This is a genomic window from Cryobacterium sandaracinum (genome assembly GCF_004403415.1).
In the GTDB taxonomy this organism is placed as follows: domain Bacteria; phylum Actinomycetota; class Actinomycetes; order Actinomycetales; family Microbacteriaceae; genus Cryobacterium; species Cryobacterium sandaracinum.
Window position 1 is genome coordinate 20,084 of record NZ_SOGO01000035.1, and the last position, 25,850, is coordinate 45,933.

Here is a 25,850-nt window from a genome sequence, read left to right on the forward strand (position 1 = left end):
ATTCACCAACTGCGGATGTTGCCGGCAAGTTGGGAAACCACCACCGAGGACCAGCGCGCTGCCGGTCTGCTCCGTACTGAGCGTGATTCTGCGTGGCCGATCCGCGGATTGACCTCCTCAAGCCTAACAGAAGACGTCCAGCCTGCTGGTTTCTCGCGCCCGGCCGCGGCCCGGTCCGGCAGCACGGCGTCGAACACCGGGCCGTCGACGCAGACCAGCGGCCCCTCGACGGCGGGATCCGTGGCGACGGGCGCGGCGCATCCGTGGCAGTAGCCGAGGCCGCAGGCCATGTGAGCCTCCAGCGAGACCTGCACCGGCGCGCCCCACTCGGCGCCGAGATCGGCGGCGAGGCGGGCGAGAACTCCGGCGCCGCAGGCCAGGATGACGTCGGGCGGGGCCCAGGCGAAAAGCCCGCGCAGCCGTTCGCCGAGCGCCGGCAGCGCGCTCGAGCCGTCGTCGTCGGTGACGGGGATGACCGTGGCGCCCAGCTCGGCGCAGTCGGCCAGGCCGATCAGATTGGCCGGCGACCTCCCGCTGAGCACGACCGTGGCGGCGATGCCGAGCCGGGCGGCGTCTTCGACCGAGCCCATGATGGCGCAGACGCCGACACCGCGGCCGATCATCAGGGCCGTGCGGGGCGCCTCTGGACCAATCTCAGTCGGGAGGGCGGCATCCGGGAACTCGAAGCCGCGGCCCAGCGGGCCGGTGACCAGTAGGCTCTCGCCCACGAGTACGTCGGTGAGCGCGGTGGTGCCGCGGCCGGCCGAGCCGTAGATGACCTCCACGGTGCCCTGGTCGGGGTGGCGGCGGTGGATGGCCATCGGGCGTGGGAGCAGGATGCGCTCCCCGCCTGTGGGGGGCACGGTGATCATCAGGAACTGTCCGGCGAGGGCGGTCGTCGCAATGGTGTCGGTGGCCAGTACGAGCCGGCGGTACCGCTCTCCCACGACCTCGTGCACGAGAACGCGGGCGTCGTCCCAGACCGGGTCGGGCCGAGGCATTCGTTCGGGCGGGCGCACCGTGATGAGGCCGTCCAGCGCGGCCTCGTCGGCCGCGGCGAACGCCTGCTGGCGGCGCAGGGCGGCGAGGGCCCCAAGGGCGGTCGTAACGGTCATCAGGCCCTCCACAATTCGATCAGTTCGGTGATGTCGGCCGCGGCGACGCCCTCGCAGCGCTCCTGCAGGGCGCGAACGATTTCGACCATGGCGAACGGGCGTCCGAAGCTGGCCGTGCCGACCTGCACGGCGTGGGCGCCGACCGAGAAGTAGTCGAGGGCGTCGTCGGCGGTTTCGATCCCGCCGCAGGCGATCACCGGGATGTCGACCGCTCGGGAGGCCAACCAGACCAACCGCAGCACGACCGGGCGGATATTCGGGCCGGACAGACCGCCGATCACGTTGCCGAGAATGGGGCTCCGCGTAGCGGCCGTGAGCGGCAGCGCCGGGATCGAGTTGGCCACGCAGACGGCGTCGGCGCCGGCCGCCTCAGCGGCCTGGGCACAGTCCGCGATCGAAGAGACGAGCACCGGCAGCTTGACGATCAGGGGCTTGTCGGTCTCCAGGCGCACAGCATGCACGACCTTCCCGATGGCGTCGGGATCGGAGCCGATGTCGGTGCCGTGGCGGTCGAGGTTCGGACAGGACACGTTGAGCTCGTAGGCGTCGCCCGCGCCCCGCAGGCCCCGCACGACGGGGGCGTACTCGCCCGAACGGTGGCCGCCGACGCTGACGATCACGGGCACGCCGAGCGCCAGGTAGAGCGGGTGTCGCGACGCCAGGTAGCCGGCGGCCCCGCGGCTCGGGATGCCGACACTGTTGACCATCCCGGCCCGGAGCTCGGTCAGCCGGTGCGCCGCGTTGCCGCCGCGCGGGGTGCCGAACACGGTCTTGGTGACCACGGCGCCAAGCTCGGCGACCGGGATCAAGCGTCCGAGCGAAGGCCCGAAGCAGCCCGAGGCCGGCATGACCGGGTTGGCGAGGGTGAGGCTGCCGATTCGCACGGAGAGGTCGACCGCCACGGAGGCGGCGGGACGGGCGTCGAAGAAGGCGCGGCGCGCATCCATTGATGGCTGAGGCGGCGCGATGGTCATGGTGTCTGCTTCCGCGGGAGAGGTCACGGGCGGGCGACGGATGCCGCGAGCAGACTTATCGCGGCGTCGGCCTTCAGCGAGGCGTGCGTGGGTGCGTCGGGAACGTGAGCGGGCCGGTTCACGGCCAGCTCCGTGCGGAGCACGGGCACCACCTCGCCGCCGAGGATGTCGAGCTGATCGAGCACGGTTTTCAACGGCAGTCCGGCGTGGTCGATCAGGAAGAGCTGACGCTGGTAGTCGCCGAAGTAGTCGCGCATGCCGGCGTAGCGGTCGATGATCTGCTGCGGGCTGCCGACGGTCAGCGGCGTCTGCTCGGTGAACTCCTCGAGGCTCGGGCCGTGGCCGTAGACCGGGGCGTTGTCGAAGTAGGGCCGGAATTCGTCGACGGCGTCCTGCGAGTTCGTGCGCATGAAGACCTGCCCGCCGAGGCCCACGATGGCCTGGTCGGCTCGACCGTGGCCGTAGTGCTCGAACCGGGCCCGGTAGAGCCCGATCAGCTTGAGGTAGTGCTCCTTGGGCCAAAAGATGTTGTTGGCGAAGAAGCCGTCACCGTAGAACGCGGCCTGCTCGGCGATCTCCGGGCTGCGGATGCTGGCGTGCCACACGAACGGCGGCACCCCGTCGAGCGGGCGCGGCGTCGACTGGAACCCCTGCAGCGGGGTGCGGAACTGGCCCTCCCAGTCCACGACGTCCTCGCGCCACAACCGGCGCAGCAGCGCGTAGTTCTCCAGCGCCAGCGGGATGCCCTGGCGCACGTCCTGGCCGAACCACGGGTAGACCGGGCCGGTGTTGCCGCGACCGAGCATCAGGTCGACCCGCCCACCGGAGAGGTGCTGGAGCATGGCGAAGTCTTCGGCGATCTTGACCGGGTCGTTCGTCGTGATCAATGTCGTGGCCGTGGAGAGGATGATGCGCTCGGTCTTCGCGGCGATGTAGCCGAGCAGCGTCGTCGGCGACGAGGGCACGAAGGGCGGGTTGTGGTGCTCACCGGCGGCGAAGACGTCGAGGCCGACCTCTTCGGCCTTCTCGGCGATGGCGACCATGGCCGTGATGCGCTCGTGCTCGGTGGGGGTGTGGCCCGTCGTGGGGTTGACCGTGAGGTCACCGACGGTGAAGATCCCGAATTGCATGTGCAGCCTCCCACTCGCGCGGCGCGCAGCGCGCATGGACGATTCTATTCGCTGGCGGCAGCGGCCAATCGGCCGAGCGAGCGCTGGATGGCAACAGCCGCGGCCCCGCGGGCCCAGGAGGAGACCCCGCTGTCGTCAACGACGATTGTCAGCGGTGTCGCATCCGGGTCGCGGTCGGCTCGGGCAGCGGCGATGACCTCCTCGGATGCCAGCGCCCACAGTGGCATCCCCTCGCCGGAGAGCACGATCGTGTCGAGCATCCCGATATTGGCGATCACCGCGATCAATCGGCCCAGTCCGCGACCGGTGGCGGTGACGACGGATGCCGCAGCCCGGTTCCTCTCCACCGCGAGCCGGAGCACCTCGTCGTAGTCGACCTCGCGGCCGAGGGCCACGCTGACCTGGGCAGAAACACTCTGGCTCGTGAGCATTGCCTGCGAGCAGCCGCGGTGTCCTTCCGGGCAGAGCGGCCCGTTCGGGTCGAGCGGGATGTGCCCACCGAGGCCCAGGCCGCTGTCGGCCGTCACGATCACCTGGTCGTTGACGACCAGTCCGTAGCCGACGCCGACGCCGATGGTCAGAACCGCGAAGGTCGGGACACCCCGGACCGCTCCGAACCACTGCTCGGCGGAGGTGAGCGCGACGACATCGTTCTCGATCGTGACCGGAATTCCGAGCAGTCCCTCGAGCCGCGTGGCCAGGTCCACGTCGTGCCAGCCCAGGAACGGCGCCCGGGTCACGACCCGGGCGCTGGTGACATGCCCACCCACGCAGACGCCGAGTGCCGACAGCCCATCCGGGCCGCCGAGCTCGCGCACGACCTCGTCGATTCGGGCCACAACGTGCTCGACAGTGTGATCGGCGAGCACCCGCCGGGCCGAGCCCACCTCGTTGGCCCGCAGGTCGGTGAGCACCGCGAAGACGTCGTCGCCGGTGAGTTTCACCCCGACGAACCGACTGGCATCCACCCGGACGTCCAAGGGCCGGGCCGGGCGCCCGACGGTTCCGTCGCGGTCTTCGCTGCCCTCGACGAACAGGCCACAATCGAGGAACGGCTTGCTCAACCGCGTCAGGCTGGCCGGTGACAGTCCCAGGCGACGGCCGAGGTCGCTGCGGGAGATCGGGCCGTGGATGAGCACGGCCCGCGCGAGTTCCCGGGAGGTCTCGCTCACTGTCGACGCTGCATCCGTGGTCATATCCGCCCCCTGAGGTGCCATTTATTCCATAGTGGCATCAATACTCTGGCCCGAGCGGACTTTTCATCTCGCGGGAGCGGCAAATTTCCCGAATTGACGTCCTATTCTTTTTGCCGTAGAAAGATTCATGAAGCGACATGACGGCCCAAGGAGCCCCGCAATGACGGATACGACGACGTACCAGACACCCGCCTGGCGACGCCATCGGTCGAGGAGGTTGCGGACGCTCCGGCGACCCGTGGCACTCCTCCTGGCCGGTACGCTCGGGCTCGGCGCCCTCAGCGGCTGCGCCCCGGGTCAGAGCGACGTCGTCACCCTCGATTTCTTCCAGTTCAAGTCCGAGGCCATCGCGGACTTCGACGGCATCATCGCCGATTTTGAGGCAGAGAACCCCGGCATCCGGGTGACCCAGAACGCCGTCCCCGATGCGGACACCGCCATCCGCACCCTACTGGTCAAGAACAAGGTGCCCGATGTGATCAGTCTGAACGGATCGGGGAACTTCGGCCAGCTGGCGCGGGCCGGTGTCTTCCACGACTTCAGTGGCGACCCCGTTCTCGACCGGATCAACCCGGCCGTTCAGGACATCGTCGGGGCCCTCGGCTTTTACCAGAACGAGGTGAATGCCCTCGGCTTCGCGAACAACGGCAACGGCGTTCTCTACAACCGTGACATCTTCGCCGCGCAGGGCATCGAGATCCCCACCACCTGGGACGAGTTGATCGCCGCCTGCGACACGCTCCAGGCGGCCGGTATCGCCCCGTTCTACGGCACCGCGGCCGACGCATGGACAGTGCAATCCTCCCTGAACGGTATCGGCGCCCAACTCGGCGGCGACGATTTCTTCCCCGATCTCCGCGCGGAGGGTAAGGAGGTGGGTCCCGACTCGGCCGTCTCGTTCGCGAAGAACTACGACGAGACGTTCGAGAAGCTGCAGACGCTGTATTCCTACGCGCAGGACGGCTACCTCGGCCGCACGTACGAAGACGGCAACCTGGCTTTCGCGAACGGCGAATCGGCCATGCTGATGCAGGGGATCTGGGCCCTCAGCCCGATCCTGGCCAACAACCCCGACATCAGCGTCGGCGGTTTCCCCTACCCTGTGACGGATGACCCGGCCGACATCGAGCTCGTCTCCGGTGTCGACGTGGCCATTGCCATCGGCCGCGACACACCGCGCCTCGCCGAAGCCCGACTCTTCGTGGACTTCCTCTTCCAGGAGGAGGTGCAGAACTCCTTCGCAGCCTCACAGAACATGTTCTCGACGGCCCGGGACGCAGCCGAGAACACCAACCCGGCCCTGGCGGAACTGCAACCGTACTTCCAGGCCGGCCGGATCACCGGTTTCGTCGATCACCAGATCCCGGCGAGCATCCCGCTCGGGCCCATCGTGCAGCAGTTCCTGACCGACGAGAACAGCGCGAAAGCGCTGGCGACCCTCGACAACGAATGGCGCAAGGTCGCGTCACGCACCACCTCGACACGAAGCGGAGACTAACTGATGGTTACTTCCGTCCTGACCCGGCCCCGGCCGGAGCAGACGCCCCGAGCGTCGCGGCCGAGCGCGGCGCGGCGACGCGTCGGCGCCACCCCGCGCGCCTTCTACTGGATGGTCGTCCCCGCGGTCGCCGTCTTCGCGCTGCTGCACACCGTCCCGGTACTCATCGGCATCTTCTTCTCCTTCACCAACTACGCAGGCTTCGGCTCGTGGGACTTCGTCGGGTTCGGCAACTTCATCGCCCTGTTCCAGGACGACCGGGTACTGAAGGCCTATGGCTTCACCTTCGGCTTCGCCATCGTCGCCACCATCCTCACCAACGTGATCTCGCTGGCCATCGCGGTCGGACTCAACGCGAAGATCGCGTTCCAGTCCACCTTTCGCGGCATCTTCTTCATCCCCTACGTGCTGGCGATCCTTGTCGTCGGTTACGTCTTCCAGTATTTCTTCGCCAATTCGCTCCCCCGGATCCTGTCGAACGTCCCGGTGTTCCGTGACAACATCCTCACCAACCCGGACTGGGCGTGGACGGCCATCGTCGCCCTCGCGGTCTGGCAGGCCTGCGCGTTCGCGATCATCCTCTACCTGGCCGGTCTCCAGACGATCCCTCAAGAGCTCTACGAGGCATCCGCCATCGACGGGGCCACGCCGGGACGGCAATTCCGGTCGATCACGTTCCCCATGATCAGCGCCTTTTTCACCATCAACATGGTGCTGAGCCTGAAGGGGTTCCTGCAGACCTTCGACCACATCGTCGCCCTCACCGCCGGCGGGCCGGGCACCTCGACCGAATCGATCACCCTGCTCATCTTCCGGGGCGGTTTCCAAGGCGGCGAGTTCGCCTACCAGTCCGCCAACGCGGTGCTGTTCGTCATCGTGATCATGCTCGTCTCGTTCCTGCAGTTCCGAGTTCTTCAGCGCACGGAGGCCGACTTCTAATGGCTATCACCATCGACTCCCCCGCCACGGTCGAACCAGCATCCCCCCGGGCGGCCCGTGACTCGCGCGGTGTCCGGCGCATCAAAGACAACCGCACCGGGATCAACTGGTGGGCCACCATGCTGATCGCGGTCTGCGCGATCACCGTGCTGGTGCCGCTCTACTTCGCCGTGATCACCGCGCTGAAGACCCCCGACCAGCTCGGCGGCACCGGGTTCGCGCTCCCCACCAGCGTCCACTGGGAGAACTTCGCCGACGCCTGGACGCTGACCAAATTCCCGCAGGCGCTGATGAACACGGCCCTGATCACCGTCGGCGCCGTCACCCTCACCCTGCTGACGAACTCGCTCGTGGCGTACGCGATCGCCCGCAACCTGCACAAGCCGTTCTTCACGGGCGTCTACTTCTACCTGCTGTCCGCCCTTTTCATCCCGTTCCCGATCATCATGCTCCCAGTCGTGAAAGAGACGGCCCTGTTCGGTCTGGACAACCAGGTCGGGTTGATCTTGCTCTACGCGGTGTTCGGGCTCTCGCTCAACGTCTTCATTTACGTCGCGTTCATCAAATCGATCCCGATCGAGCTGGAGGAGGCGGCCTACACCGACGGGGCGACCACCTGGCGGGTTTACTGGCAGATCATCTTCCCCTTGTTGACCCCGATGAACGCGACCGTCGGCATCCTCACCTGTGTTTGGGCGTGGAATGACTTCATCCTGCCTCTCGTCGTGCTCTCCGACCCGGCGGCACGCACCCTGCAACTCTCCCAATTCGTGTTCCAGGGCCAGTTCAACACCAACTACTCGGCCGCGTTCGCCTCATACCTGATGGCCATGGCCCCGCTGCTGATTGTGTACATTTTTGCCCAGCGCTGGGTTATCTCCGGCGTGATGAGAGGATCGATCAAATGACGACACCCGCACCAACGTCCGGGATGACCACCCCCGCGACCACCCCCGCGACCACCCCCGCGACCGGCGCCTCCTGGTGGACCAGCGCCGTCGTCTACCAGGTGTATCCGCGCAGCTTCGCGGACTCGGACGGCGACGGGATCGGCGACCTCGGCGGCATCCGTTCGAAGCTCGACTACCTCGCCGAGCTCGGCGTTGACGCGGTCTGGCTCTCTCCGGTCTACCCGTCGCCGCAACATGACAACGGCTACGACATCAGCGACTACCAGGACATCGAACCGGTCTTCGGCAGCCTGGCGGAGTTCGACCTGCTGCTGGTCGAGGCCCACGAGCGCGGCATCAAGATCGTGATGGACCTGGTGGTGAACCACACCAGCGACGAGCACGCCTGGTTCCGGGAATCACGCTCGTCGCTGACGAACCCTAAACGCGACTGGTACTGGTGGCGCAAGCCCCAGGCCGACGGCGGCCCGCCGAACGGCTGGGGCAGCGCCTTCAGCGGCCCGGCCTGGACGCTCGATCCCGCCACCGATGAGTACTACCTGCACCTGTTCGCCAAGCAGCAGCCCGACCTCAACTGGGAGAACCCCGAGGTGCGCCAGGCCGTCTACGCGATGATGAACTGGTGGCTGGACCGCGGCGTCGACGGCTTCCGGATGGACGTGATCAACTTCATCGCCAAGCAGGTCGAGCTGATCGACGGACCGGCCCCGGCCACCGGCGGCGGCTCGCCGATGGGGGCGCAGATCCATGAGTTTCTGCAGGAGATGCACCGCGAGGTCTTCGACGGCCGCGGAGGGCGGCACCTCACCGTCGGCGAGATGCCGGGCGTGAGCACCGACGACGCCCTGCTGTTCACCGACCCGGCCCGGCGCGAGGTTGACATGATCTTCCAGTTCGAGCATGTGGGCCTCGACCAGGGCGAGCACAAGTTCGAGGTGCTGCCTCGCAGCCTGACGGCGCTGAAGAAGAGCCTGTCACGCTGGCAGGAGGGTCTGGCCGAGACCGGCTGGAACAGCCTCTACCTGAACAACCACGACCAGCCCCGATTGGTGTCGCGCTTCGGCAACGACACCTCCTTGCGCTACGAGTCGGCAACTCTGTGGGCCCTGGTGTTGCACCTGCACCGCGGAACGCCCTACATCTACCAGGGCGAGGAGATCGGCATGACCAACGTGCGGTTCGACTCCATCGACGACTACCGTGACCTCGAATCCCTCAATCACTTCCGCGAGGCCGTGGAAGAGTTCGACCTGGACCCCGGCACCGTGCTCGCCGGAGTGCAGACCATGGGCCGCGACAACGCGCGCACGCCCATGCAGTGGGATGCCTCGCCGCAGGCCGGTTTCAGCACCGGCACGCCGTGGCTGGCCGTGAACCCGAACAGCGTCACGGTGAACGTGGCCGCCGACCTTGCGAGCGAGCGGAGTGTGTTCCGCTTCTACCAGCGCCTGATTGCGCTGCGGCATGAGAGCGAGGTGGTCGCCCTCGGCGATTTCACCCTGCTCGAACCCGACCACGACGCGCTCTACACCTTCACTCGCAGCCGGGGTGAGGAGACGCTGCTCGTCGTCGCGAACGCATCCGATGCCCCATTCACCGACCTGCTTCCAATGGACGTCTCCGGCGCCGATCTGATTCTGGCCAACTATCCGGCCACAACGGATGCCGCCGCACCGTCCTCGAATCCGGTGCTGCGCCCCTGGGAGGCGCGCCTCTACCGGCTGTAGGTCGGCGCAACCCGCCTCGACCGGGGCTCCTCACGGCGCACCAGTTTAAACGCTGTAAGGACGAGGCCGACGATGACACCGAGCACGGCGCCGCTCCCGTTCGCGACCAGATCGCGCACATCCGGGACCCGGGTCGGCAGAAACTGCTGCGTGAACTCGATCGAGCCGGTGAGTAGGACGGCCACGACGATCGCCAGCCACCAGAACCGGCGTCCGAGCAGGAGCAGCAGAAACACGCCGATCGGGATGAACATGGCGATGTTGGCCGCGAATTCGACCCGCCCGTAGGTGATCCAGTCGGTGGAGTCGTGCCGATTGAAGAATCGGAGCGCCCGGAGCAGCAGCTCGTTGTTCCCACTGTCGAGCGGCTGCGGCCCGAGCGTCACCCAGCCCACGAACGCCAGATAGGCGAGCGTGACCAGGGACAGGACGGGATGGCGGTGCAGCATGGCTCCATCCTTCCCGATGGATGCTGGGGGTCACCCCAGTGACGGCCCCCGACCGCGAGAAAGCGCGCTACTTGCCCAGCGCTGCCTTCTCCTCGGCGATGACCTCGTCGCGGAGGGTTTCGTCGAAGACGCGCTTGGCCTCGATCCCGACGACGGAGTGACGGCGGCCGTAGAGGAAATACACCGCGATGCCGATCGCGAGCCAGACCGCGAAGCGCACCCAGGTGAGCGTCGTGAGGTTGAGCATCAGCCAGAAGCAGAGCGCGGCCGACAGGATCGGCAGGAAGGGCGAGAAGGGCACCTTGAAGGCCCGGGGCAGGTCGGGGCGCTTCTTGCGCAGCACGACCACGGCGATGCTGACCAGCACGAAGGCCGACAGCGTGCCGATGTTGATCATTTCCTCGAGCACGCCCACGTCGGTGAACCCGGCGATCAGGGCGACCGCGGCGCCGGAGATGATCTGCACCCGGGCGGGGGTGCCGCGCTTGGACGAGGTGACACTCAGGCCGCGCGGCAGCAGGCCGTCGCGGCTCATGGCGAAGAGCACGCGGGAGAGGCCGAGGAGCAGCACCATGATCACGGTGGTGAGCCCCACCAGAATGCCGACCGAGATGACCTGGGCAGCCCAGCCGGCGCCGACCGAGACGAACGCCGTCGCGAGTGAGGCATTGGGGTCGTCGGCGAGAACGGTGTACGGCACCATGCCGGTGAGCACGAGGCTGACGCCGAGGTACAGCACCGTGACGATAGCCAGACCGGCGAAGATGCCGCGCGGCAGGGTCGTCTGCGGGTTCTTGACCTCTTCGGCGCTGGTGGCGACCACGTCGAAGCCGATGAACGCGAAGAAGACCAACGAGGCGCCGGCGAGCAGACCGAACAGTCCGTACTGGGCCGGCTGGGCGCCGGTCATGAACGAGAAAAGGGACTGCATCCAGACGTCGCCGTCGCCGCCCGCGGAGGGCACGGCCTCGGGGATGAACGGCGTGTAGTTCTTCGGGTTGATGAAGAAGGCACCCACGACGATCACGAACACCACGATCGCCACCTTGAGAATGGTGAAGATGCTGGCGACGCGCGCCGACAGCTTGGTGCCCAGCACCAGGAGGGTGGTGAAGATTGCGACGATCACGAACGCGCCCCAGCTGACCTGCAGTCCGAAGACCGCGATCGTGGCCGGGACATCCCAGTTCCAGAGTTCGAAGACCTCACTCAGGTAGATGCCCCAATACTTGGCGATCACGGCCGCGGCGGTCAGCATCTCGAGGATCAGGTCCCAGCCGATGATCCAGGCGAGCAGCTCGCCGAGGGTCGCATAGGTGAAGGTGTACGCCGAGCCGGCCACGGGAACCGCCGAGGCGAACTCCGCGTAACACATGATGGCGAGCGCGCAGGTGACCGCGGCGAGGAGGAACGCCAGGGTGACGGATGGCCCGGCGTAGCTGCCGGCCGCCTTCGCACCGACCGAGAAGATCCCGGCACCGACGGCAACCGCGACGCCCATGATCATGAGGTCCCAGGTGCCCAGCGTGCGCTTGAGGCTGTGCCCCTTCTCGAGGGAGTCGGCCATGGAGGCCTCAATGCTCTTGGTGCGCCAGACGCTCATAACTGGGTGCTTCCGTTCCGTTGGGTATCGGTCAATGCTAGGCCCCCGCGGGGCTTCCCCGACCCCGGACCCCGCAGACCCGGGGGCCGCACCCCCTAGCATTGAGCGGTGCCCACCACCCTCCGCCACTCCCCCGGGGCCAGGGTCGGCCTGTCGATCGCGGTGGCCACCGGCCTCTACGGCATCTCGTTCGGCGCCCTGTCGGTGTCGTCGGGGCTCGACATCTGGCAGACCTCGGCGCTGAGTCTGCTCCTGTTCTCCGGGGGCTCCCAGTTCGCGTTCATCGGGGTGATCGCCGGCGGCGGCAGCGGTGCGGCAGCCGCCGGCGCGGCGGCGCTCCTCGGCATCCGTAACGCGGTCTACGGGATGCAGTTGAACGCCCTGCTGCACCCTCGTGGCTGGCGCCGCTTCGCCGCCGCCCAGGTCACCATCGACGAATCGCTTGCCACGAGCACCGGGCAGACCGTGCTCGTCGAGCAGAAGCGGGGGTTCTGGGTCGCCGGTCTCGGCATCTTCGTGTTGTGGAACGTATTCACCCTGATCGGGGCTCTCGCGGGCGACGCCGTGGGCGACCCGAAACAGTGGGGCCTCGACGGCGCGGCGGTCGCGGCGTTCCTCGGGCTGCTCTGGCCGCGGCTGCGGTCGAAGGAGGCCGGGGCGATCGCCGCGGTCTGCGCGCTGGCCACCGTACTGACCGTGCCGCTCGTTTCGCCGGGCGTGCCCATCCTCGTGGCGGCTGTCGTCGCCGGTGCCATCGGCTGGTTCGGTTTTCGGCACGGGCCGGCGGGCGAGGGCCTCGAGCCCGACGTCGACCCCTATCCCGGTCCACCCGATGCACCCGGTTCGACGGATGCGCAGGCTCCCCGATGAGCGTCTGGTTCTGGATCCTCGTGGCCTGCGCGGCGGCGTTCCTCACGAAGCTGCTCGGCTATCTCGTGCCGCAGAAGTGGGTCACCAACGCGCGCATCACCCGCGTCGCCGGCGCCCTCACGATCGGCCTGCTGACTTCCCTGACGGTCGCGAACACCGTGGCCACCGGCCAGGACCTCGTCGTCGACGCCCGGCTCGGGGCGCTCGTCGTAGCGGCGATTGCGCTCTGGTTCAAGGCCCCGTTCCTGGCGGTGGTCATCGCGGGCGCGGCAGCGGCCGCCGGGCTCCGGCTGCTCGGTCTGGGTTGAGGGTCTCGCGCGCCAACGGGGGCGGTAGGGTTTTTCCAACGGCAATGCGTCCGTCGACGTTTTTCGATGATGAAGAAAAGAGTGTGTGATGTCCGGGAAATATGAGCTCTACGCGGAACGATCCGGCGGATACCAGTTTCGGCTGAAGGCCAACAACGGCGAAGTGATCGCGACCTCCGAAAGCTATCACTCCAAGGCAGAGGCCCTCAAGGGCATCGATACACTGAAGGCCCACGTCAAGTCGCACGTGGTCGACATGACGGAACCGGACGCCTGAACGGATCTCGGTTCTGCCGAGTGAGTCACCGTCGATTGGTCCTGTGGCTCCCGGAGAGTCGAAGCTGACTGCACCGTGTGGACGCTGGTCATCCGGCGGAGCACCGTGTGCGGCGTCGAACCAATTCGACGGAGATTCTGGCGTAAAACGGCTTTATCGGAGTATTCGGGGCCGATACGGCCACAATCTCCGTCGAATTCGTTCTGGACGGAGTCACTGCACCGCGGCAACCGCCCCCGAACCCCCAGCCCTCGACGCCATCCCGTTCACGGCTGTGAGGGTTCACTCGTCTAGACCGCCGCGAGTTCCTCGGCCGCGAGTTGCTCTCCGGTGAAAAGCTCGGCGGCGAGCAGTTCCAGCGTGCGCGCACGCCCGGGTGCGGTCGCCGCGTCGGCGCCCGTGTGAGCGGAGGCGATCGGCTGCAGCATGACCTCGTCGACCCCGAACTTCGCCGCGAGGGCACGGATGCGCGCGGCCGCGGCGCCGGGCTCGTCGATGATCCAGGCCGCGGCCATCCGTTCGATCATCTGGAGCAGCGCCGGCGCCATCGGTGCGGCGGCGGCCTCTTCGACCGTCGCGAGCGGGCCGAGCGGCAGGCCCGATCTCAGGCGCGCCATCTGCTGCATCTGCGGCAGGGCGAGGGCGAGGGCCTCGACCCGGGTCTCGGCGACCGACACGTTCAGGGTGAGGATGGTGCGGGGGGCGTCGAGGGTCTCGCTGGGGGTGAACCCGCGTCGGTACAGCTCGAGGGCCGCTGTGGTGCCGTCGCCGGCGAAGTGGTTGGCGAACACGTAGGGCATGCCCTGCCGGGCGGCGAGCCGGGCCGAGTAGTCGCTGGAGCCAAGCAGCCAGATTTCGGGCATCCCGGTGGCGGCGGGAGTCGCGTGCAGGGTGTAGTCCTGACCGGAGGTGAGGCTGAGCAAGGCCCCGTCGGGGTGCAGCAGCGCCGCGATGTCGGCGATGTTGCGCGGAAACGCGTCGACCTCGCTCACTGCTCCGCTCGAGCGCAGCAGTGCGGTGATCATCGGGTCGCTGCCGGGCGCACGGCCCAGCCCGAGGTCAATGCGCCCGGGGAAGGCCGCCTCAAGGATGCCGAACTGCTCGGCGATCACGAGCGGAGAGTGGTTTGGCAGCATGACGCCCCCGGAGCCGACCCGGATGCGTTCGGTCTGCGCCGCGAGGATACCGATCAGCACGGGCGGGTTCGTCGACGCGACCGCCTGCATGTTGTGGTGCTCCGCGACCCAGTATCGGGTGTAGCCGAGCCGGTCCGCGCTCTGGGCGAGGTGCACGGCTGCCGCGATCGCCTCAGCGGAGCTTTGCGAGGTGCGGACGGGGATCAGATCGAGCACGGAGAGGCTTAGCGCGGAGGTAGACATCGGTGGGGGAAACCGCGCCGGGCCCGGAGATATTCCCGGTTCCCCGCTCCGGACACACAAACGGGCCGCCACCCGGAAGGTGACGGCCCGCTTGTAAGAAGATCGCGGTGTCTTCGAAAAGTGCCTTAGCGGCGCAGTCCGAGGCTGCCGATCAGTGTGCGGTACCGAGTGATGTCGACATCCGACAGGTAACCGAGCAGACGACGGCGCTGACCAACCATGAGGAGCAGACCACGACGCGAGTGGTGGTCGTGCTTGTGCTCTTTCAGGTGCTCCGTGAGGTCCAGGATGCGCTGCGTGAGCATTGCAATCTGAACTTCGGGGGACCCGGTGTCGCCTGGGTGGGTAGCGTACTTTTCGATGATCGCCTTCTTTGCATTAGCTTCGAGTGCCATAGATGGGATCCCCTTTCTCTCACTGCGCGGTGCCCGGGGCCGAATGCCTGGGCTCTCTTGATCCGCGGCCGTCAAACGGCAACCGTCTGAGTTTAGCAGAGTCCGAGAGGTCGGCTGGAGCAGCAGGAGCAACGGCCAGAAGATGCGGGCTGCGATCTCGGCCGGGGCGCTGACCAGCTGCTCGTGCGCCCTCCCGAACCGGATGTAGAGCTCACTGAGAGGGTGCCGCCGAGGCCGTTGATCATCAGGGCCACCCGGTCCCCGACACGTCCGGCAGGTCCCCGACGACCGCGTCGCGCATCTCGTCGGTCATCTCATTCGCGGTGGTCAGCTTCGCGCGGCGTCGGCCCGGTTCGCCATGGATGCCCACGCCCATCCACGCGTGTCGAGGTTCGCGGCGGCGATCCCAGGTGCATGTCCGGCGCGAACTGCTTCGGGCTCCGGGATCGGGCGAACCGATGCTACGTTCTCCGGTGTAGCTGGCCCGGCCGCGACGGGCCTGCAGCATGCTCGTGGCGTCCGCGCTCGCCCGCGCAACCAGGGACATCCGGGCGAGGAGGGTTTCCGGGTCACGGCCGGCGGCCACCTCGGCTTCGAGCGTATCCGTGGCCGGCACGAGGGCGTCGAGCAGGGTCTTGTCTCCCAGGTCGGACTTGCCGCGGGCCTTGATCCCCTCGGTGGCGGCCCGGAGCATCGCCACGAATTCGGTGTCGAACAGGGCTGAGCGGGTCATCGGCTCTCCAGATCGGGGGCCGGGCGGTCGGGGGCACTGAGGATGGTGGCGAAATCGGACAGGTCGACGAAGAATTCCGGCTCCAGACCCAGCGGGTCGCGCAGCGTCACGGTGGTGGGGCCGCCGGGGTCCCCAAGCGACGACACCACCAGGGCCGCCCCGGTGAAATCTTCGTCCGCGGTGTAACCGCTGATCGTGATCACGGTGCGCAGGCCCGCGGCGAGCGCCGACCGGAGGCCGTTCGCACTGTCCTCGACGACCACGGCGTCGGCGGCGTCGATCCCGAGTTCCCGCAGGGCATGCAGGTAGATGTCCGGGGCCGGCTTCTTCCGGTCCACGATGTCGCCGGCGAAGACCCGGAACTGCGCGGCCAGCTCGGGCCCGATTGTTTGCGTGAGCACGGCGCGCACGGATTCCTCGGCCGAGGTGGAGGCCACGGCGAGGATCCAGCCGGCGCCCGCGGCTTGTACGACGAGTCGACGGATGCCCGGGCGGGCCGTCAACGCGCCGCTCGCCACCCGCTCGGTGTAGATCGCGCTCTTGCGCCGGTGCCAGCCGGCGACGGCCGAGTCGAGGGCCGCGGGGTCGTCCGCCGGCAGACCGAGCACGCCGGCCACCTCCGGGGTGAGGATGCTGCGCATCCGTTCTTTTCCTCCCCCGATCGTCACCTTCTGGACGTAATCGGAGTCGCTCCACTGCACGGGCACCGAGAATTCCTCGAAGGTCTGGTTGAAGGCCGGCAGGTGGCCGTCGCGTTCGGTGTCGGCCAGCACACCGTCGCAGTCGAAGATGAGAGCGGGCATCACCTCAGGCCTTCCTCGCGTTGCCGATGGCGGCGAAGGCTCGGTCGATGGCTGCTTTCAGCGGTGAAATCGCCACCTGTGCCTCCCCGGTCAGATGCCGTCTATCGTAGGCTCGCCACCCCGAGCCGACAATGGGGCGGCCTCGGCGGGCTTCGCCGGCTGAGGCCAGTGCCGGATGGAGAACTTCGCCCGCTGGGTGATCGACTGATCCGGCCTGTCCCAAACCTTGATCATCGCCCAGCCCACGGCGACGAGCGGGACCGCCAGAACGGCCCCGGCGATACCGCCGAGGATGGTGCCCACGGTCAAAGCGACGAGGATCACCAGCGGATGCAGTTTCCACGCCCCCGCCATCACCACCGGGTTGAGCAGGTCACCCTCGATCTGGTTGACCACGATCACGATGGCCACAACGATCAGCGCCACGAGCGGCCCATTGGCCACCAACGCCACGAGGGCAGCCAGGATGCCCGCGACGGTCGCCCCGATCAGTGGGATGAACGCCGTGAGGAACACGATCACAGCCAGCGGCAGGGCCAGCGGAACTTGCAGGATGGCCAGCCCGACGCCGATCAGAACGGCGTCGAAGAGGGCGATGATCGCCGTTCCCCGCACGTACTGGCCGAGAACCGTCGGGGTGACGAAGCCCACGATCGCATCACGCACCGCGTTGAACTGCTCCGGGTCGAGCGCGATCGGGCCCTCGACCAGCAGCCCCTGTAGTTCGTCGAGCCCGTCGCCGGCCGCCACCACCAGCGCACCCCACTGGTTGCGCACCGCGAAGACGATGAGCGTGACGATGCCGCCGAGGATGAGTGCCCCTGCCAACAGGGTGATCCAGGTCGCGAGAATGACCGGGAGGCCGCGCGTGCGCAGCCAGCCGACCAGCGGTGCCAGCGCCGATGCCAGGATGAGCGCCACGAGAACGGGGATCACCACGAGTTGCACCTGCACCAGAGCGTAGACGGCGCCGGCGGTCAGCACGACCACGACGATGATCTGGGTGGAGCGGATGGCCCACCGGCCGAGCCGGCTGGTCAGTAGGGTCTGCAGGGACGGGGATGAGGGGTCGTCGGCGCGCATGCTGACACCATAGGCACCTGTTGCAGCATCGGTAAACGGCTGCCCGGCCGAGTGCCTCCTAACCGATTCGGGCGGGACCCCGGCCCGGCGTCGAACGAATTCGACGGAGATTCTGCCAGGAGAGCGCTCTTTCCCGAGTTTCCGGGGCGTTGCGGGCAGAATTTCCGTCGAATTCGTCGCCCTCATCCGCGCCATCTGCAAAACCGCCGAAACCGCCGCGCAGCGAAACGGCGGCCGGCTCCCGGTCCCGCTGGTGATGGAGCTCAACGAGTGCGCGAACATCGTCCGCTGGCCCGAACTGCCCTCGGTGTATTCGTTCTACGGGTCGATGGGCATCATCCTCAACTCCTACTTCCAATCCCGCGCCCAAGCGATCGACGCGTTCGGGAAAGACGGGTGGCAGACCCTCTGGGACGCCGTCGCCACCCGCGTGCTCGGCGGTGGTTCCGGCGACGACGACTTCCTCCGCTCGCTGGCCGCCCTCATCGGCGAACACGACGAAATCAACTACGGCAGCTCCACCGGCAAAGACGGCCACCAATCCACCTCCACCAACACCCGCAAGGTCAACACCCTTGACATCGCCGCCCTCGGCTCCCTCCCCGAATGGCGCGCCATCGTCTTCAGCTCCAAATGCCGACCCGTCATGGTCAACACCGTCCCCTGGTTCCGCGATAAGACCCTCACCACCACCATCAACCGCACCCCGACCAGGACGCCGAGCCTCGCGCCGGCACAGATCCCGGTGCCGGACGACACCATTGCAGCGGAGGTAGCAGCTCATGACTGAGTACGACCACTACGACTCGACCAACGCTAAAGAGGACGCGGTCGACGTTCGCCAAATGTTTCTTGATTTGCTGATCGGTCACCTCGCCAGCGTCGAGGTCGTCGGCACCAAACCAACACCGTGGTGCACCCAATGGTGGCTACACCCTGAGATCGTCGCCCGGTTCAAGGCACTCTGGCAGGCCAGCATGCAAGCTGACGCCAGCGTTATGGACGGCAACGCCGGCGCCGTCTCGTTCTGGTGGATCAACCACTGGGACCGCCACGCCGCCGTCATCTTCGACAAAGGCAAAGGCAAAGGCAACGGCAACGGGCCATTCCGCGACTGCGACCCCGACCAAGGACACCTCTACCGACGCAAAGACAAAGCTGCCGGAATCGTGCCGACGTCGATGCCACCGGACGATGTGGAGCTGTAGAGGGCCCTCACGGAGGAATCCGTTGGCGAGCAGGGTCAACTCCTGTCGCGGCCCGGTGCTGTCGGTGTCCCTGGGTTACGAGGCCATCGACACGAGAATTGCGAATCCAAGTCCCGCGAAAGCCAGTCCGGTTAGGAGTGCGACAAGCGCCCGAACTCCCCGCTTAGGTGACCAGGGCACCAAGAAAATGGGGAGTCCGATCAGAAATGGAATCGGCGCAAGGTTACCGATCGTGCCGCCGATATCCCGACTGATTCCGAATCCGCCACCTGTACATCCGCTGATTCCGCAGTAGTCCCAGAGTGCGCTGATCAGCAGGACCGAACTCACAACCACTGGAATCGGAAGTGCCCAGAGCAGGTGGAGCCAGGTGCGCTCCTTCGATACAGTTTCGGACACCTACGACTCGCTTTCTTCCCTCAGCGCATTCATTGCGGTACCACCAGCCCTGGTGTGACTACGTTCGCATACGCGATATTAGTGGCACCGCTGCTGGGGAAACAGGCGGCTAATACTTGTCCAGAGAACGAAGCTGGACCGTCGATCTTCGCTTGACCCGCGGCCAGTACTTGGGTGGAGATTTTTGGATCTATGTTCAAGCCCCCGGACGCGGAGATGCCATTGGTTGAGGTGCACGAGGTTGCGTTACCAGTGGCAATCAGCCGAAGCACGTGTGCTTTCCCATCGGCTGATGTCACTTTCAGCCCATTGACGATCCCGATTTTGTCGGCGATGAGGGTCAGATCGGAGGACATGGCTATCTCCATGTTCTGGACTGTGACTGCCGAGCAGCCGTTCACCGATCGGCGAGCATCGACGAGGGTGGGCGTGCTCAACGTGACGATCTTTCCGTTGACGCTGTCGCAACCCGGGCTGAGTGTGCAGCCAGGATTGGCGCTCAACCCGCGGGACCAAGTTGGGGCGTTGTTGGAGGTGGCAGTTGCGTTCATCCACTGTCGCCAGGTCGTATTGACGGGATCGATCCACTCTGTCGGCTTGTAGACAAAGGCGTGGCCGTCGACGACAACGGGTGGGACTGTGGTGTTCGAGGTGATCTGGCCACCTATCGAGCCCAAGGACGCGAGTTGCGTCGTCGATTTTCCATCAATGACGGTGAGCGGACCGCCAGAAGTGAGATTGCCAAGGATCCGCGCCGTGGACTGATAGGACACCTTGCCCGTCACGACAACATTGCCGCCCACCGACGGCGTCGTCAGCGGGGATTTCACCGAGACTGCGGGTAGAGACCGAGTGGTATCAATGACTGAGGCTGCGGAGCCGAAACCTTCTGCTCCGTCATCATCGGTTGTCACGAGCGCGACCAGGTACTGTCCAGGCTGTGCATATGTGTGTTCAACGATTGCTCCGACCGCAGAGGTACCGTCGCCGAAATCCCACAGGTGGTTCGTAATCGTTCCCCAGGATCGACGGATGTCGTCCCGTCAAAGGTGAAGGATGGGCCAGAACCGGTCGTAGTAACTACGGCATTGGGCACGCGGTTGAGCTCCGGCATGTCGTACATGGAGAGAGTTGCCGGTTCTCCAGCTGGGAATACGTCCTTGCCGAAGGAAGTGACTGTCCACTGCCCAGGCTCTGGGGAGTTGATGTCGTAGTACTCGTAAGTTAGCCCGTTGTCGTGCATGGCACCGTTGTGGCTGGACCGGCTAAAGACCTGCCCGCTCGGGGAGGTGAGCGTCGTCTCAACATCACTGCCAGGCCACGCCACGTTCACAGTGAACCTTTTGCCCTGCACCTTGAACACGCGCTGCACTGTTTCTTGGGGGCGGATCTGGTCTGTCGGCTCGATGATCGTGGACAGTTCCTGCTCGATGCGATCGGCCATGAGGCTATGACCGAGCACGTTCGGATGATACGACTCGGGCGAGAACGGGTCCACGACGCCATTCATCGCGGGTTCAGGGTCGCATAGTTCGTGACCTTCCAGGACATCGCTCATGTTAATCGCCCCAACTCCAGCGAGTGAGGTGATTCTCTCGATCGCACTGTTGGCCCGGACGATTCCTGCGTTGATCCACTTCTGGTCGGCCTTGCTTGCGATTGACGCGCATTCCAAGAGATTGTCTGCGGCCTCGGCGGGGAAGAATCGGGGGTATGACACCACTTCGATTCGGGCATAAGGCGCTTTTGCCCTGATGAGCCGATAGAGGTCGAGTAGGTCTTCCCCAACCTGTCCGGTTTCAAGATCCGCGAGGTTTGCCTCCACTTCATCGCCCTGGTTACCAATACAGCTGTAGTTGAACCAGTTGACGATGGGAATCCAACTCTTGATCCCACTTTCGACACAGGATTTGATCGTGCCTCCAAAGTCGAGGCCGTTGCCGCCAATTTTGACCGTCACCAGTCGGGTGTCAGTGCCCAGACTGTCCACTTGGGCGGCTTCGCCTTCCAAGGGGGCACCATCCTCTTCGGAGCTGTAGATCAGGTCATGGATAACGGCGCCTGAACAAGCAACGAAGTCAAGTTGAAGTCGCACCACTTGCCGGTCCACCAGGAGGTTTGGATAGGCGTTTGCCGAGCGATGACACTTGTTCGTGCCATTGTCCGTTCCACTTTCGTAGCTGTACGCCCCCTCACCGGACTGATAACTATCGCCCATGGCGACATACCGGTCCGCTATCTGGCCGTCAGATCTGACTGGAAAGGTGTAGCGGCCGAGCGTCGCTGAGCCCAAACTGCTGTGCACCAGTCCCACGGGGGATGTGTCGAGGAATGATCCATTCGTTCCTGACCCGGGCAGCTCGGAATAAGAGCCGGGGATCCCCGTTCCGCTCGAGAAACCAACGCGCGCGGATGACCCGCCGAGTCCATCCACTCCGTTACTGGCGTCTCCGGTTTCCCACTGCACACGCCCGTAGTTGAAGACAATGTCAAATGCTCCGACGCCGGCATCAGGGCGCGAGACCAATAGCAGTTGAAATGAATTTGTCTTGTCTTCCTTCCCAGAGAAGTACCCAACGTTGACCCAGCTGACGCAGAATGCGGCATGCCCCTCGAACGTGGTCTCCCTATATCCGTAGGCGACAGGGTCTGTTCCTGTTCCCCTCGTGTCCACATCCGCAAAGAACGGAGCAATGATCGGCGTACGGGTAGCGCTGAGCCCGAATGGCGTGTACCTCCCACGCGGAGCATCGAAGGTCACGTTCCCGTTGTTGTTAACCCACAGTGGATGAAGCCGTGCTTGCGGAAGACTTATACAAACAACATCGGGCGACAATTGCGAGTGTTGAGTACTTGTCAGTCGCGGCCGGCTGGAAAGAGCAAATACGAGCTGAATTTGAGGCAGAACGTGAGGAAGGCCAGCCATGAACCAACTAGTGAGTTGGATGCTCTAAACGAGTTCATTAACCGTGCCCCAATATCGAAGAGGCGTTGCCGGTGCTCGCATAGCCAAGATGGCAGAATCGCATCCCCGCACGGCAGGTCAAGCAGCCAATCCGTGCGAGGCTCAGTGCTTCCCTGCACCGCGCACGAGGGCAGCTAGGACTGCTTTGGGAATCGTTTATGTTAGCTTTTCTGCGCCGGCTTTGCGGGGTCGGTTCTTCTCAAACTATTTTCCGGCCCGGGCGCGCTGCCGGCTGATCACGGCCGCAGCCCGGTGCAGAACGGCCTCCGTTCCGGCGTAGATGCCGGCCGCTCGCGGCCAGTGGCTGATCACGTCGGTGAAGCCGAGTTCGCCGGCCCGACCTACGGCATCCTCGAACGCTCCGATGCTCTGCAGGGAGTAGCAGCCGCCGCTGTCGAGAGACAGGTAACGGTCGATGGTGGCCGGGTCCCTGCCCGCGACGACTGCCGTGTCCTCCAGCCGGTGCATGAGGCCGGCTACCGCCGCCCACCAGTCCTCGCCCACGACGCCGTCCGCTCCCGTCGTCACCCAGCCGGAACCGAACGTCGTGACGAGGCGCAGCCCTTTGGGCCCGTTCGCGGCGATGACGAACGGAACCCGCGGCTCCTGGGCCGGCACACCGACCATTCGCGCGCCGACCGCCCTCGCCCACTCCCCCTCGAAGCTGATGCCGCCGCTGCCCGGTTCTTCGTGGCGCAGCAGCCGGTCGAGGGCCGTGACGAACGCGGCGAAGCGCTCGGACCGCTGCTTCGGGGTGTACTCGGGCTGCCCGAGCACGGTGGCGTCGAACCCGGTACCGCCTGAGCCCACCCCGAGCAGGAATCGCCCGCCGGCAATGTCATCGAGGGTGGCGATCTCCTTGGCGAAGGTCACCGGATGCCGGAAGTTCGGTGATGAGACGAAGGTACCCAGCCGGATCCGCGAGGTGACGACCGCCGCGGCAGTCAGCGTCGGGACGGTCGCATGCCAGGGCTGGTCGGCCAACGACCGCCAGGACAGGTGGTCGTAGGTCCAGGCGTGGTCGAAGCCGAGCTGCTCAGCGCCCTGCCAGCGGCGGCGGGCCTCCGGCCACGAATCCTGCGGGAGAATGACGATTCCGAAGCGCATGCTGAGAGTCTACGGAAGGCCTCCCACCGGCACCTTCTCGCCCCGCGCGCACGGTGCTATTGATGGTTCTCGACCGGCGTTCCTGATTTCTCAGGCAGCGGGTCGGCCGCTGATGACACCAGACCCCCGTGGCGGCACCCGGCCCACGTTCCGGATGCCGCCGCGGGCCTTCGCTCGGGTCTCAGGGTCGCGGCACACGGGCTAATCAGGAATTTCTGTGGTGCGCGTCACCGCCGAGTGCCACACTCGACCCATGACAGGCTCATCGCACGGCTTCTCCCGGTGCACTATCGTCCCGCCGTATCTGCTGGTGCGGCTGGCGCGGGTCGACGATCCCCGGCTCGCGGCCGCGGCCGAGGCAGCCAGACGGTCTCTGATGCGGGACGTGCCGATCCGGGAACTACGCGCGGCGGCGCATCCGACGCCGTCGTCGTCGGTCCACTCCGGTGTGCACGGCGGAGCGGCCGCTCGGGTGCGCGGGCACGTGGACCGGGCCGTGTCGGATGCCGGCGGCCTGGAACGACTGCCGGGCCGGCTGGTCCGCCGCGAGGGCCAGCCCGCCGGGGCCGATCTCGCGGTCAATGAAGCCTGGGCGGGGCTCGGAGACACGCATTCCCTGTTCTGGAACATGTTCGAGCGTGACTCGATCGATGACCGCGGTGTGTCGCTGGAGGCGACCGTGCACTACGGCCGCAACTACGACAATGCGTTCTGGGACGGCGAGCGCATGGTGTTCGGCGATGGCGACGGCTTGGTCTTCAACCGTTTCACCGCGTCGCTGACGGTGATCGGGCATGAGCTCACGCACGGGGTGACCCAATTCACGGCCAACCTCGCCTATGAGGGGCAATCAGGTGCGATAAACGAGTCCCTGTCGGACGTGTTCGGCTCGCTGGTGGAGCAGCGCTCCCTGGGCCAGTCAGCCGCCGAGGCCGGCTGGTTGATCGGCGAAGGTCTCTTCACCGACCAGGTGCAGGGGGTCGCGCTGCGCTCGCTGAAGGCTCCCGGCACCGCCTACAACGACGATGCTCTCGGCAAGGACCCCCAGCCCGCGGACATGACCGGCTACATCGAAACCGAAGACGACAATGGCGGGGTGCACTTGAACTCGGGCATTCCGAACCGGGCGTTCTACCTCGTGGCCACAGCTCTCGGCGGAAACGCCTGGGAGACGGCCGGCCAGATCTGGTTCGACACCCTCACCTCCGGCACGCTGGGCCGCACCGTGGACTTCGCCGGGTTCGCGCGGGCGACCTCGCGGGCGGCGGTCACGCGCCACGGCGCCGGGTCCCGAGAACACCAGGCCGTGATCGCCGGCTGGACCGCCGTCGGCCTCGGCGGCGGGCTCGGCACCGGATCCCGGCCCCGGTCCGGCACTGGCCCAGGGACCGTCGTCGGTCGCGCCACCGTCGTTCCTGCCCCCCGGCCGGAGTAATATCGGCCTCATTTCCTGCCCCCCGGCCGGAGTAATATCGGCCTCATGAAGGTCGTCGTTTCGCGCAGCGGTGGCTTCGCCGGAATCCGAACCACCTGGGAGGTCCAGGTGGAGGAACAACCCGACCGGTCCGCCTGGGCGGAACTTCTTCGTGGGCTGCCCTGGGACGAGGTGTCCGCGACGGCTCCGCAGCCGGACCGCTACGTCTACCGCATCCGTTGCGCACCCCACGAGGTCGTGCTCAGCGAGCAGCAGGTCTCTGGGCCGTGGAAAGATCTTATTGACCGGGTCAGAGGCGTGAATGAAGGGCACTGACCCGTTCTCCGTTGTCTGCGCCTGAAAATCCCCTGTTAGAGTGAAGCTACTAAGGGGGCCTCCATCGCAAATTTGCTGGCTGTTAAAACTTCACGTTCTTTCTTCAGTGCTTCTGCACTGAACCGTTCGCTTGTTCTGGCCATCGGCCTTTTCCTCGCGGCCTTCGTCCTGACCGCTTCGCCGGCGGTTTCCGCTTCGGCTGCTCCGGTCGACGGCACCGTCGAACAGTGCAACGATGTCGCCGGAGTCGGCGGCGGCACCGGCGCCGTCGAATGCAGCGTCACGGTCGACAATTATCTCAATCTGGCCACCGGCGCGACCAGTTCGACCACCAGCACCGTCGTCAGCATCCACGCGGCGAATACCGAGGTGCAGCCCCCCGCAGCGACGGTCGTGAACTCTTCGAAGCTGATCCACACGATCACCCAGTGCAACGGCTCGATCAACGTCGGCGGCGGTAACACCATCTGCACGGTGACCGTGAACAACCACATCACCGGTGCGACCACGGCATCCCCCGCCACGGTCAACCAGTGCGTCGGCTCCGGAGCCAGCACGGCACTCGACTGCGTGCCGCTTGAGAACACCACCGACGCGACCGTCACCCAGTGCAACAACGCCGGGAACGGCGGCGGCGCCGATGTGCTCTGCCGGGTGAATCCCTCGGCGACGGTGACGACCGACGTGCCCATCACTGTCAACCAGTGCAACTACTCCAGCAACGGCGGTGGCTCGACCGTGGAGTGCGCGACCGAGCTCAACACGATCGTGGATGCAGCCGAGGTCACGCCGACGCAGACACCGACACCGACCGAGACACCGACCCCGACCGAGACGGCCCTCCCGGTCGCCGCCGACACGATCACGGCCGCTCCCGAGCTAGCCGCGACCGGCGTCGACTCGGCCTCCCTGCTGATCTCCGCGGCTGCAGGCGCCCTGCTGCTGGGACTCGGCGCGCTCCTCGCGCTTCGACGCACCGTCGTACGCCTCCGTCGGGACTGATCCGACTCGCTGTCAGACCGAAACGCGCC

General features: G+C 66.2%; 25 protein-coding genes and 2 pseudogenes. 12 read left to right on the top strand and 15 right to left on the bottom strand.

Annotation, left to right across the window (positions count from 1 at the left end; all coding sequences use genetic code 11):
* Positions 1-2: 2 nt before the first annotated feature.
* From E3T25_RS12630 to E3T25_RS12645, 4 genes are read right to left on the bottom strand one after another with little or no spacing between them, the layout of a single operon-like run.
* Positions 3-1,115: an iron-sulfur cluster-binding protein gene (locus tag E3T25_RS12630; protein ID WP_198415663.1), complete on the bottom strand. Its 1,113-nt coding sequence runs from the start codon at positions 1,113-1,115 to the stop codon at positions 3-5.
* Entirely contained in the window at positions 1,115-2,089 is a 975-nt protein-coding gene (locus E3T25_RS12635) for a dihydroorotate dehydrogenase (RefSeq protein ID WP_134374616.1), read from the bottom strand. Before E3T25_RS12635 ends, E3T25_RS12630 begins: the two co-directional genes overlap by 1 nt.
* A gap of 23 nt (positions 2,090-2,112) precedes the next feature.
* The gene (locus E3T25_RS12640) at positions 2,113-3,219 is read right to left on the bottom strand and encodes an LLM class flavin-dependent oxidoreductase (protein ID WP_134374744.1); all 1,107 of its coding nucleotides are present in this window, start codon (positions 3,217-3,219) and stop codon (positions 2,113-2,115) included.
* A gap of 44 nt (positions 3,220-3,263) precedes the next feature.
* Positions 3,264-4,415: an ROK family protein gene (locus E3T25_RS12645; RefSeq protein WP_134374746.1), complete on the bottom strand. Its 1,152-nt coding sequence runs from the start codon at positions 4,413-4,415 to the stop codon at positions 3,264-3,266.
* 238 nt (positions 4,416-4,653) lie between these two features.
* Between E3T25_RS12645 and E3T25_RS12650 the strand changes: the two genes are divergently transcribed.
* Genes E3T25_RS12650 through E3T25_RS12665 form a run of 4 tightly spaced genes read left to right on the top strand, consistent with a single transcriptional unit; the run spans position 4,654 to position 9,490 of the window.
* The gene (locus E3T25_RS12650) at positions 4,654-5,913 is read left to right on the top strand and encodes an ABC transporter substrate-binding protein (protein WP_241980862.1); all 1,260 of its coding nucleotides are present in this window, start codon (positions 4,654-4,656) and stop codon (positions 5,911-5,913) included.
* Between the two features lie 3 nt (positions 5,914-5,916).
* Positions 5,917-6,852, top strand: coding sequence for a carbohydrate ABC transporter permease (locus E3T25_RS12655; RefSeq protein WP_134374620.1), 936 nt, complete (start codon positions 5,917-5,919; stop codon positions 6,850-6,852).
* The gene (locus E3T25_RS12660; protein ID WP_134374622.1) at positions 6,852-7,760 is read left to right on the top strand and encodes a carbohydrate ABC transporter permease; all 909 of its coding nucleotides are present in this window, start codon (positions 6,852-6,854) and stop codon (positions 7,758-7,760) included. The genes E3T25_RS12655 and E3T25_RS12660 overlap by 1 nt, the downstream gene beginning before the upstream one ends.
* A gap of 23 nt (positions 7,761-7,783) precedes the next feature.
* Entirely contained in the window at positions 7,784-9,490 is a 1,707-nt protein-coding gene (locus E3T25_RS12665; protein WP_134374748.1) for a glycoside hydrolase family 13 protein, read from the top strand.
* Here the strand turns inward: E3T25_RS12665 and E3T25_RS12670 are convergent.
* On the bottom strand, positions 9,478-9,939 hold the full coding sequence (locus tag E3T25_RS12670; protein WP_104101106.1) for a VanZ family protein: 462 nt from the start codon (positions 9,937-9,939) through the stop codon (positions 9,478-9,480). The genes E3T25_RS12665 and E3T25_RS12670 overlap by 13 nt on opposite strands.
* A 67-nt stretch (positions 9,940-10,006) precedes the next feature.
* Complete coding sequence (locus E3T25_RS12675; protein ID WP_104101105.1) at positions 10,007-11,542, bottom strand: amino acid permease; 1,536 nt, start codon at positions 11,540-11,542, stop codon at positions 10,007-10,009.
* A gap of 108 nt (positions 11,543-11,650) precedes the next feature.
* Here E3T25_RS12675 and E3T25_RS12680 point away from each other — a divergent pair, with 108 nt between their 5' ends.
* From E3T25_RS12680 to E3T25_RS12690, 3 genes are all read left to right on the top strand, one after another.
* Positions 11,651-12,412 carry an AzlC family ABC transporter permease gene (locus E3T25_RS12680; RefSeq protein WP_104101104.1) on the top strand — a complete coding sequence of 254 codons (762 nt, stop codon included), beginning with the start codon at positions 11,651-11,653 and terminating at the stop codon, positions 12,410-12,412.
* Complete coding sequence (locus tag E3T25_RS12685) at positions 12,409-12,720, top strand: AzlD domain-containing protein (RefSeq protein WP_134374624.1); 312 nt, start codon at positions 12,409-12,411, stop codon at positions 12,718-12,720. The genes E3T25_RS12680 and E3T25_RS12685 overlap by 4 nt, the downstream gene beginning before the upstream one ends.
* Positions 12,721-12,808: 88 nt before the next feature.
* The gene (locus tag E3T25_RS12690) at positions 12,809-12,997 is read left to right on the top strand and encodes a YegP family protein (RefSeq protein ID WP_134374626.1); all 189 of its coding nucleotides are present in this window, start codon (positions 12,809-12,811) and stop codon (positions 12,995-12,997) included.
* A 290-nt stretch (positions 12,998-13,287) separates the two neighbouring features.
* On the opposite strand, the gene E3T25_RS12695 is transcribed toward E3T25_RS12690, so the two are convergent.
* The 5 genes from E3T25_RS12695 to E3T25_RS12715 form a co-directional block, all read right to left on the bottom strand.
* Positions 13,288-14,376, bottom strand: coding sequence for an LLM class flavin-dependent oxidoreductase (locus tag E3T25_RS12695; protein ID WP_134374628.1), 1,089 nt, complete (start codon positions 14,374-14,376; stop codon positions 13,288-13,290).
* Between the two features lie 125 nt (positions 14,377-14,501).
* On the bottom strand, positions 14,502-14,771 hold the full coding sequence (gene rpsO / locus E3T25_RS12700; protein ID WP_104101100.1) for a 30S ribosomal protein S15: 270 nt from the start codon (positions 14,769-14,771) through the stop codon (positions 14,502-14,504).
* A 244-nt stretch (positions 14,772-15,015) separates the two neighbouring features.
* Entirely contained in the window at positions 15,016-15,504 is a 489-nt protein-coding gene (locus E3T25_RS17080) for a dihydroxyacetone kinase subunit L (protein ID WP_134374630.1), read from the bottom strand.
* The gene (locus tag E3T25_RS12710) at positions 15,501-16,307 is read right to left on the bottom strand and encodes an HAD-IA family hydrolase (RefSeq protein ID WP_134374632.1); all 807 of its coding nucleotides are present in this window, start codon (positions 16,305-16,307) and stop codon (positions 15,501-15,503) included. Before E3T25_RS12710 ends, E3T25_RS17080 begins: the two co-directional genes overlap by 4 nt.
* Before the next feature lie 90 nt (positions 16,308-16,397).
* Complete coding sequence (locus E3T25_RS12715) at positions 16,398-17,390, bottom strand: AI-2E family transporter (protein ID WP_134374634.1); 993 nt, start codon at positions 17,388-17,390, stop codon at positions 16,398-16,400.
* 256 nt (positions 17,391-17,646) lie between these two features.
* Here E3T25_RS12715 and E3T25_RS12720 point away from each other — a divergent pair, with 256 nt between their 5' ends.
* Together E3T25_RS12720 and E3T25_RS12725 are read left to right on the top strand one after the other, a co-directional pair.
* The gene (locus E3T25_RS12720; protein ID WP_241980876.1) at positions 17,647-18,180 is read left to right on the top strand and encodes a type IV secretory system conjugative DNA transfer family protein; all 534 of its coding nucleotides are present in this window, start codon (positions 17,647-17,649) and stop codon (positions 18,178-18,180) included.
* Positions 18,173-18,598 carry a DUF4913 domain-containing protein gene (locus E3T25_RS12725; RefSeq protein WP_134374638.1) on the top strand — a complete coding sequence of 142 codons (426 nt, stop codon included), beginning with the start codon at positions 18,173-18,175 and terminating at the stop codon, positions 18,596-18,598. Before E3T25_RS12720 ends, E3T25_RS12725 begins: the two co-directional genes overlap by 8 nt.
* A 428-nt stretch (positions 18,599-19,026) precedes the next feature.
* Here the strand turns inward: E3T25_RS12725 and E3T25_RS12730 are convergent, their stop codons facing one another.
* From E3T25_RS12730 to E3T25_RS12740, 4 genes and pseudogenes are all read right to left on the bottom strand, one after another.
* Positions 19,027-19,911: a hypothetical protein gene (locus E3T25_RS12730; RefSeq protein ID WP_166786008.1), complete on the bottom strand. Its 885-nt coding sequence runs from the start codon at positions 19,909-19,911 to the stop codon at positions 19,027-19,029.
* Positions 19,912-19,941: 30 nt separating this feature from the next.
* Positions 19,942-20,031: pseudogene (locus tag E3T25_RS17985) on the bottom strand (PKD domain-containing protein); the annotation flags it as partial.
* A gap of 425 nt (positions 20,032-20,456) precedes the next feature.
* A pseudogene (locus E3T25_RS12735) lies at positions 20,457-21,923 on the bottom strand (nidogen-like domain-containing protein); the annotation flags it as partial.
* 243 nt (positions 21,924-22,166) lie between these two features.
* Positions 22,167-23,069: an LLM class flavin-dependent oxidoreductase gene (locus E3T25_RS12740; RefSeq protein ID WP_134374642.1), complete on the bottom strand. Its 903-nt coding sequence runs from the start codon at positions 23,067-23,069 to the stop codon at positions 22,167-22,169.
* Positions 23,070-23,322: 253 nt separating this feature from the next.
* Between E3T25_RS12740 and E3T25_RS12745 the strand changes: the two genes are divergently transcribed.
* The 3 genes from E3T25_RS12745 to E3T25_RS12755 all read left to right on the top strand — a co-directional run bounded on the left by E3T25_RS12745 (position 23,323) and on the right by E3T25_RS12755 (position 25,821).
* Positions 23,323-24,504: a M4 family metallopeptidase gene (locus tag E3T25_RS12745; protein WP_134374644.1), complete on the top strand. Its 1,182-nt coding sequence runs from the start codon at positions 23,323-23,325 to the stop codon at positions 24,502-24,504.
* A gap of 45 nt (positions 24,505-24,549) precedes the next feature.
* Complete coding sequence (locus E3T25_RS12750) at positions 24,550-24,819, top strand: protealysin inhibitor emfourin (protein WP_104101085.1); 270 nt, start codon at positions 24,550-24,552, stop codon at positions 24,817-24,819.
* 72 nt (positions 24,820-24,891) lie between these two features.
* The gene (locus tag E3T25_RS12755; protein ID WP_134374646.1) at positions 24,892-25,821 is read left to right on the top strand and encodes a hypothetical protein; all 930 of its coding nucleotides are present in this window, start codon (positions 24,892-24,894) and stop codon (positions 25,819-25,821) included.
* Positions 25,822-25,850: the final 29 nt, after the last annotated feature.

Bases quoted from the DNA above. Each gene is read 5' to 3' on its own strand.
- E3T25_RS12630 (WP_198415663.1), bottom strand. From the start codon at position 1,115: ATGACCGTTACGACCGCCCTTGGGGCCCTCGCCGCCCTGCGCCGCCAG.
- E3T25_RS12635 (WP_134374616.1), bottom strand. From the start codon at position 2,089: ATGACCATCGCGCCGCCTCAGCCATCAATGGATGCGCGCCGCGCCTTC.
- E3T25_RS12640 (WP_134374744.1), bottom strand. From the start codon at position 3,219: ATGCAATTCGGGATCTTCACCGTCGGTGACCTCACGGTCAACCCCACG.
- E3T25_RS12645 (WP_134374746.1), bottom strand. From the start codon at position 4,415: ATGACCACGGATGCAGCGTCGACAGTGAGCGAGACCTCCCGGGAACTC.
- E3T25_RS12655 (WP_134374620.1), top strand. From the start codon at position 5,917: ATGGTTACTTCCGTCCTGACCCGGCCCCGGCCGGAGCAGACGCCCCGA.
- E3T25_RS12660 (WP_134374622.1), top strand. From the start codon at position 6,852: ATGGCTATCACCATCGACTCCCCCGCCACGGTCGAACCAGCATCCCCC.
- E3T25_RS12665 (WP_134374748.1), top strand. From the start codon at position 7,784: ATGACCACCCCCGCGACCACCCCCGCGACCACCCCCGCGACCGGCGCC.
- E3T25_RS12670 (WP_104101106.1), bottom strand. From the start codon at position 9,939: ATGCTGCACCGCCATCCCGTCCTGTCCCTGGTCACGCTCGCCTATCTG.
- E3T25_RS12675 (WP_104101105.1), bottom strand. From the start codon at position 11,542: ATGAGCGTCTGGCGCACCAAGAGCATTGAGGCCTCCATGGCCGACTCC.
- E3T25_RS12685 (WP_134374624.1), top strand. From the start codon at position 12,409: ATGAGCGTCTGGTTCTGGATCCTCGTGGCCTGCGCGGCGGCGTTCCTC.
- E3T25_RS12690 (WP_134374626.1), top strand. From the start codon at position 12,809: ATGTCCGGGAAATATGAGCTCTACGCGGAACGATCCGGCGGATACCAG.
- E3T25_RS12695 (WP_134374628.1), bottom strand. From the start codon at position 14,376: ATGTCTACCTCCGCGCTAAGCCTCTCCGTGCTCGATCTGATCCCCGTC.
- rpsO (WP_104101100.1), bottom strand. From the start codon at position 14,771: ATGGCACTCGAAGCTAATGCAAAGAAGGCGATCATCGAAAAGTACGCT.
- E3T25_RS17080 (WP_134374630.1), bottom strand. From the start codon at position 15,504: ATGACCCGCTCAGCCCTGTTCGACACCGAATTCGTGGCGATGCTCCGG.
- E3T25_RS12710 (WP_134374632.1), bottom strand. From the start codon at position 16,307: ATGCCCGCTCTCATCTTCGACTGCGACGGTGTGCTGGCCGACACCGAA.
- E3T25_RS12715 (WP_134374634.1), bottom strand. From the start codon at position 17,390: ATGCGCGCCGACGACCCCTCATCCCCGTCCCTGCAGACCCTACTGACC.
- E3T25_RS12720 (WP_241980876.1), top strand. From the start codon at position 17,647: ATGGAGCTCAACGAGTGCGCGAACATCGTCCGCTGGCCCGAACTGCCC.
- E3T25_RS12725 (WP_134374638.1), top strand. From the start codon at position 18,173: ATGACTGAGTACGACCACTACGACTCGACCAACGCTAAAGAGGACGCG.
- E3T25_RS12740 (WP_134374642.1), bottom strand. From the start codon at position 23,069: ATGCGCTTCGGAATCGTCATTCTCCCGCAGGATTCGTGGCCGGAGGCC.
- E3T25_RS12745 (WP_134374644.1), top strand. From the start codon at position 23,323: ATGACAGGCTCATCGCACGGCTTCTCCCGGTGCACTATCGTCCCGCCG.
- E3T25_RS12750 (WP_104101085.1), top strand. From the start codon at position 24,550: ATGAAGGTCGTCGTTTCGCGCAGCGGTGGCTTCGCCGGAATCCGAACC.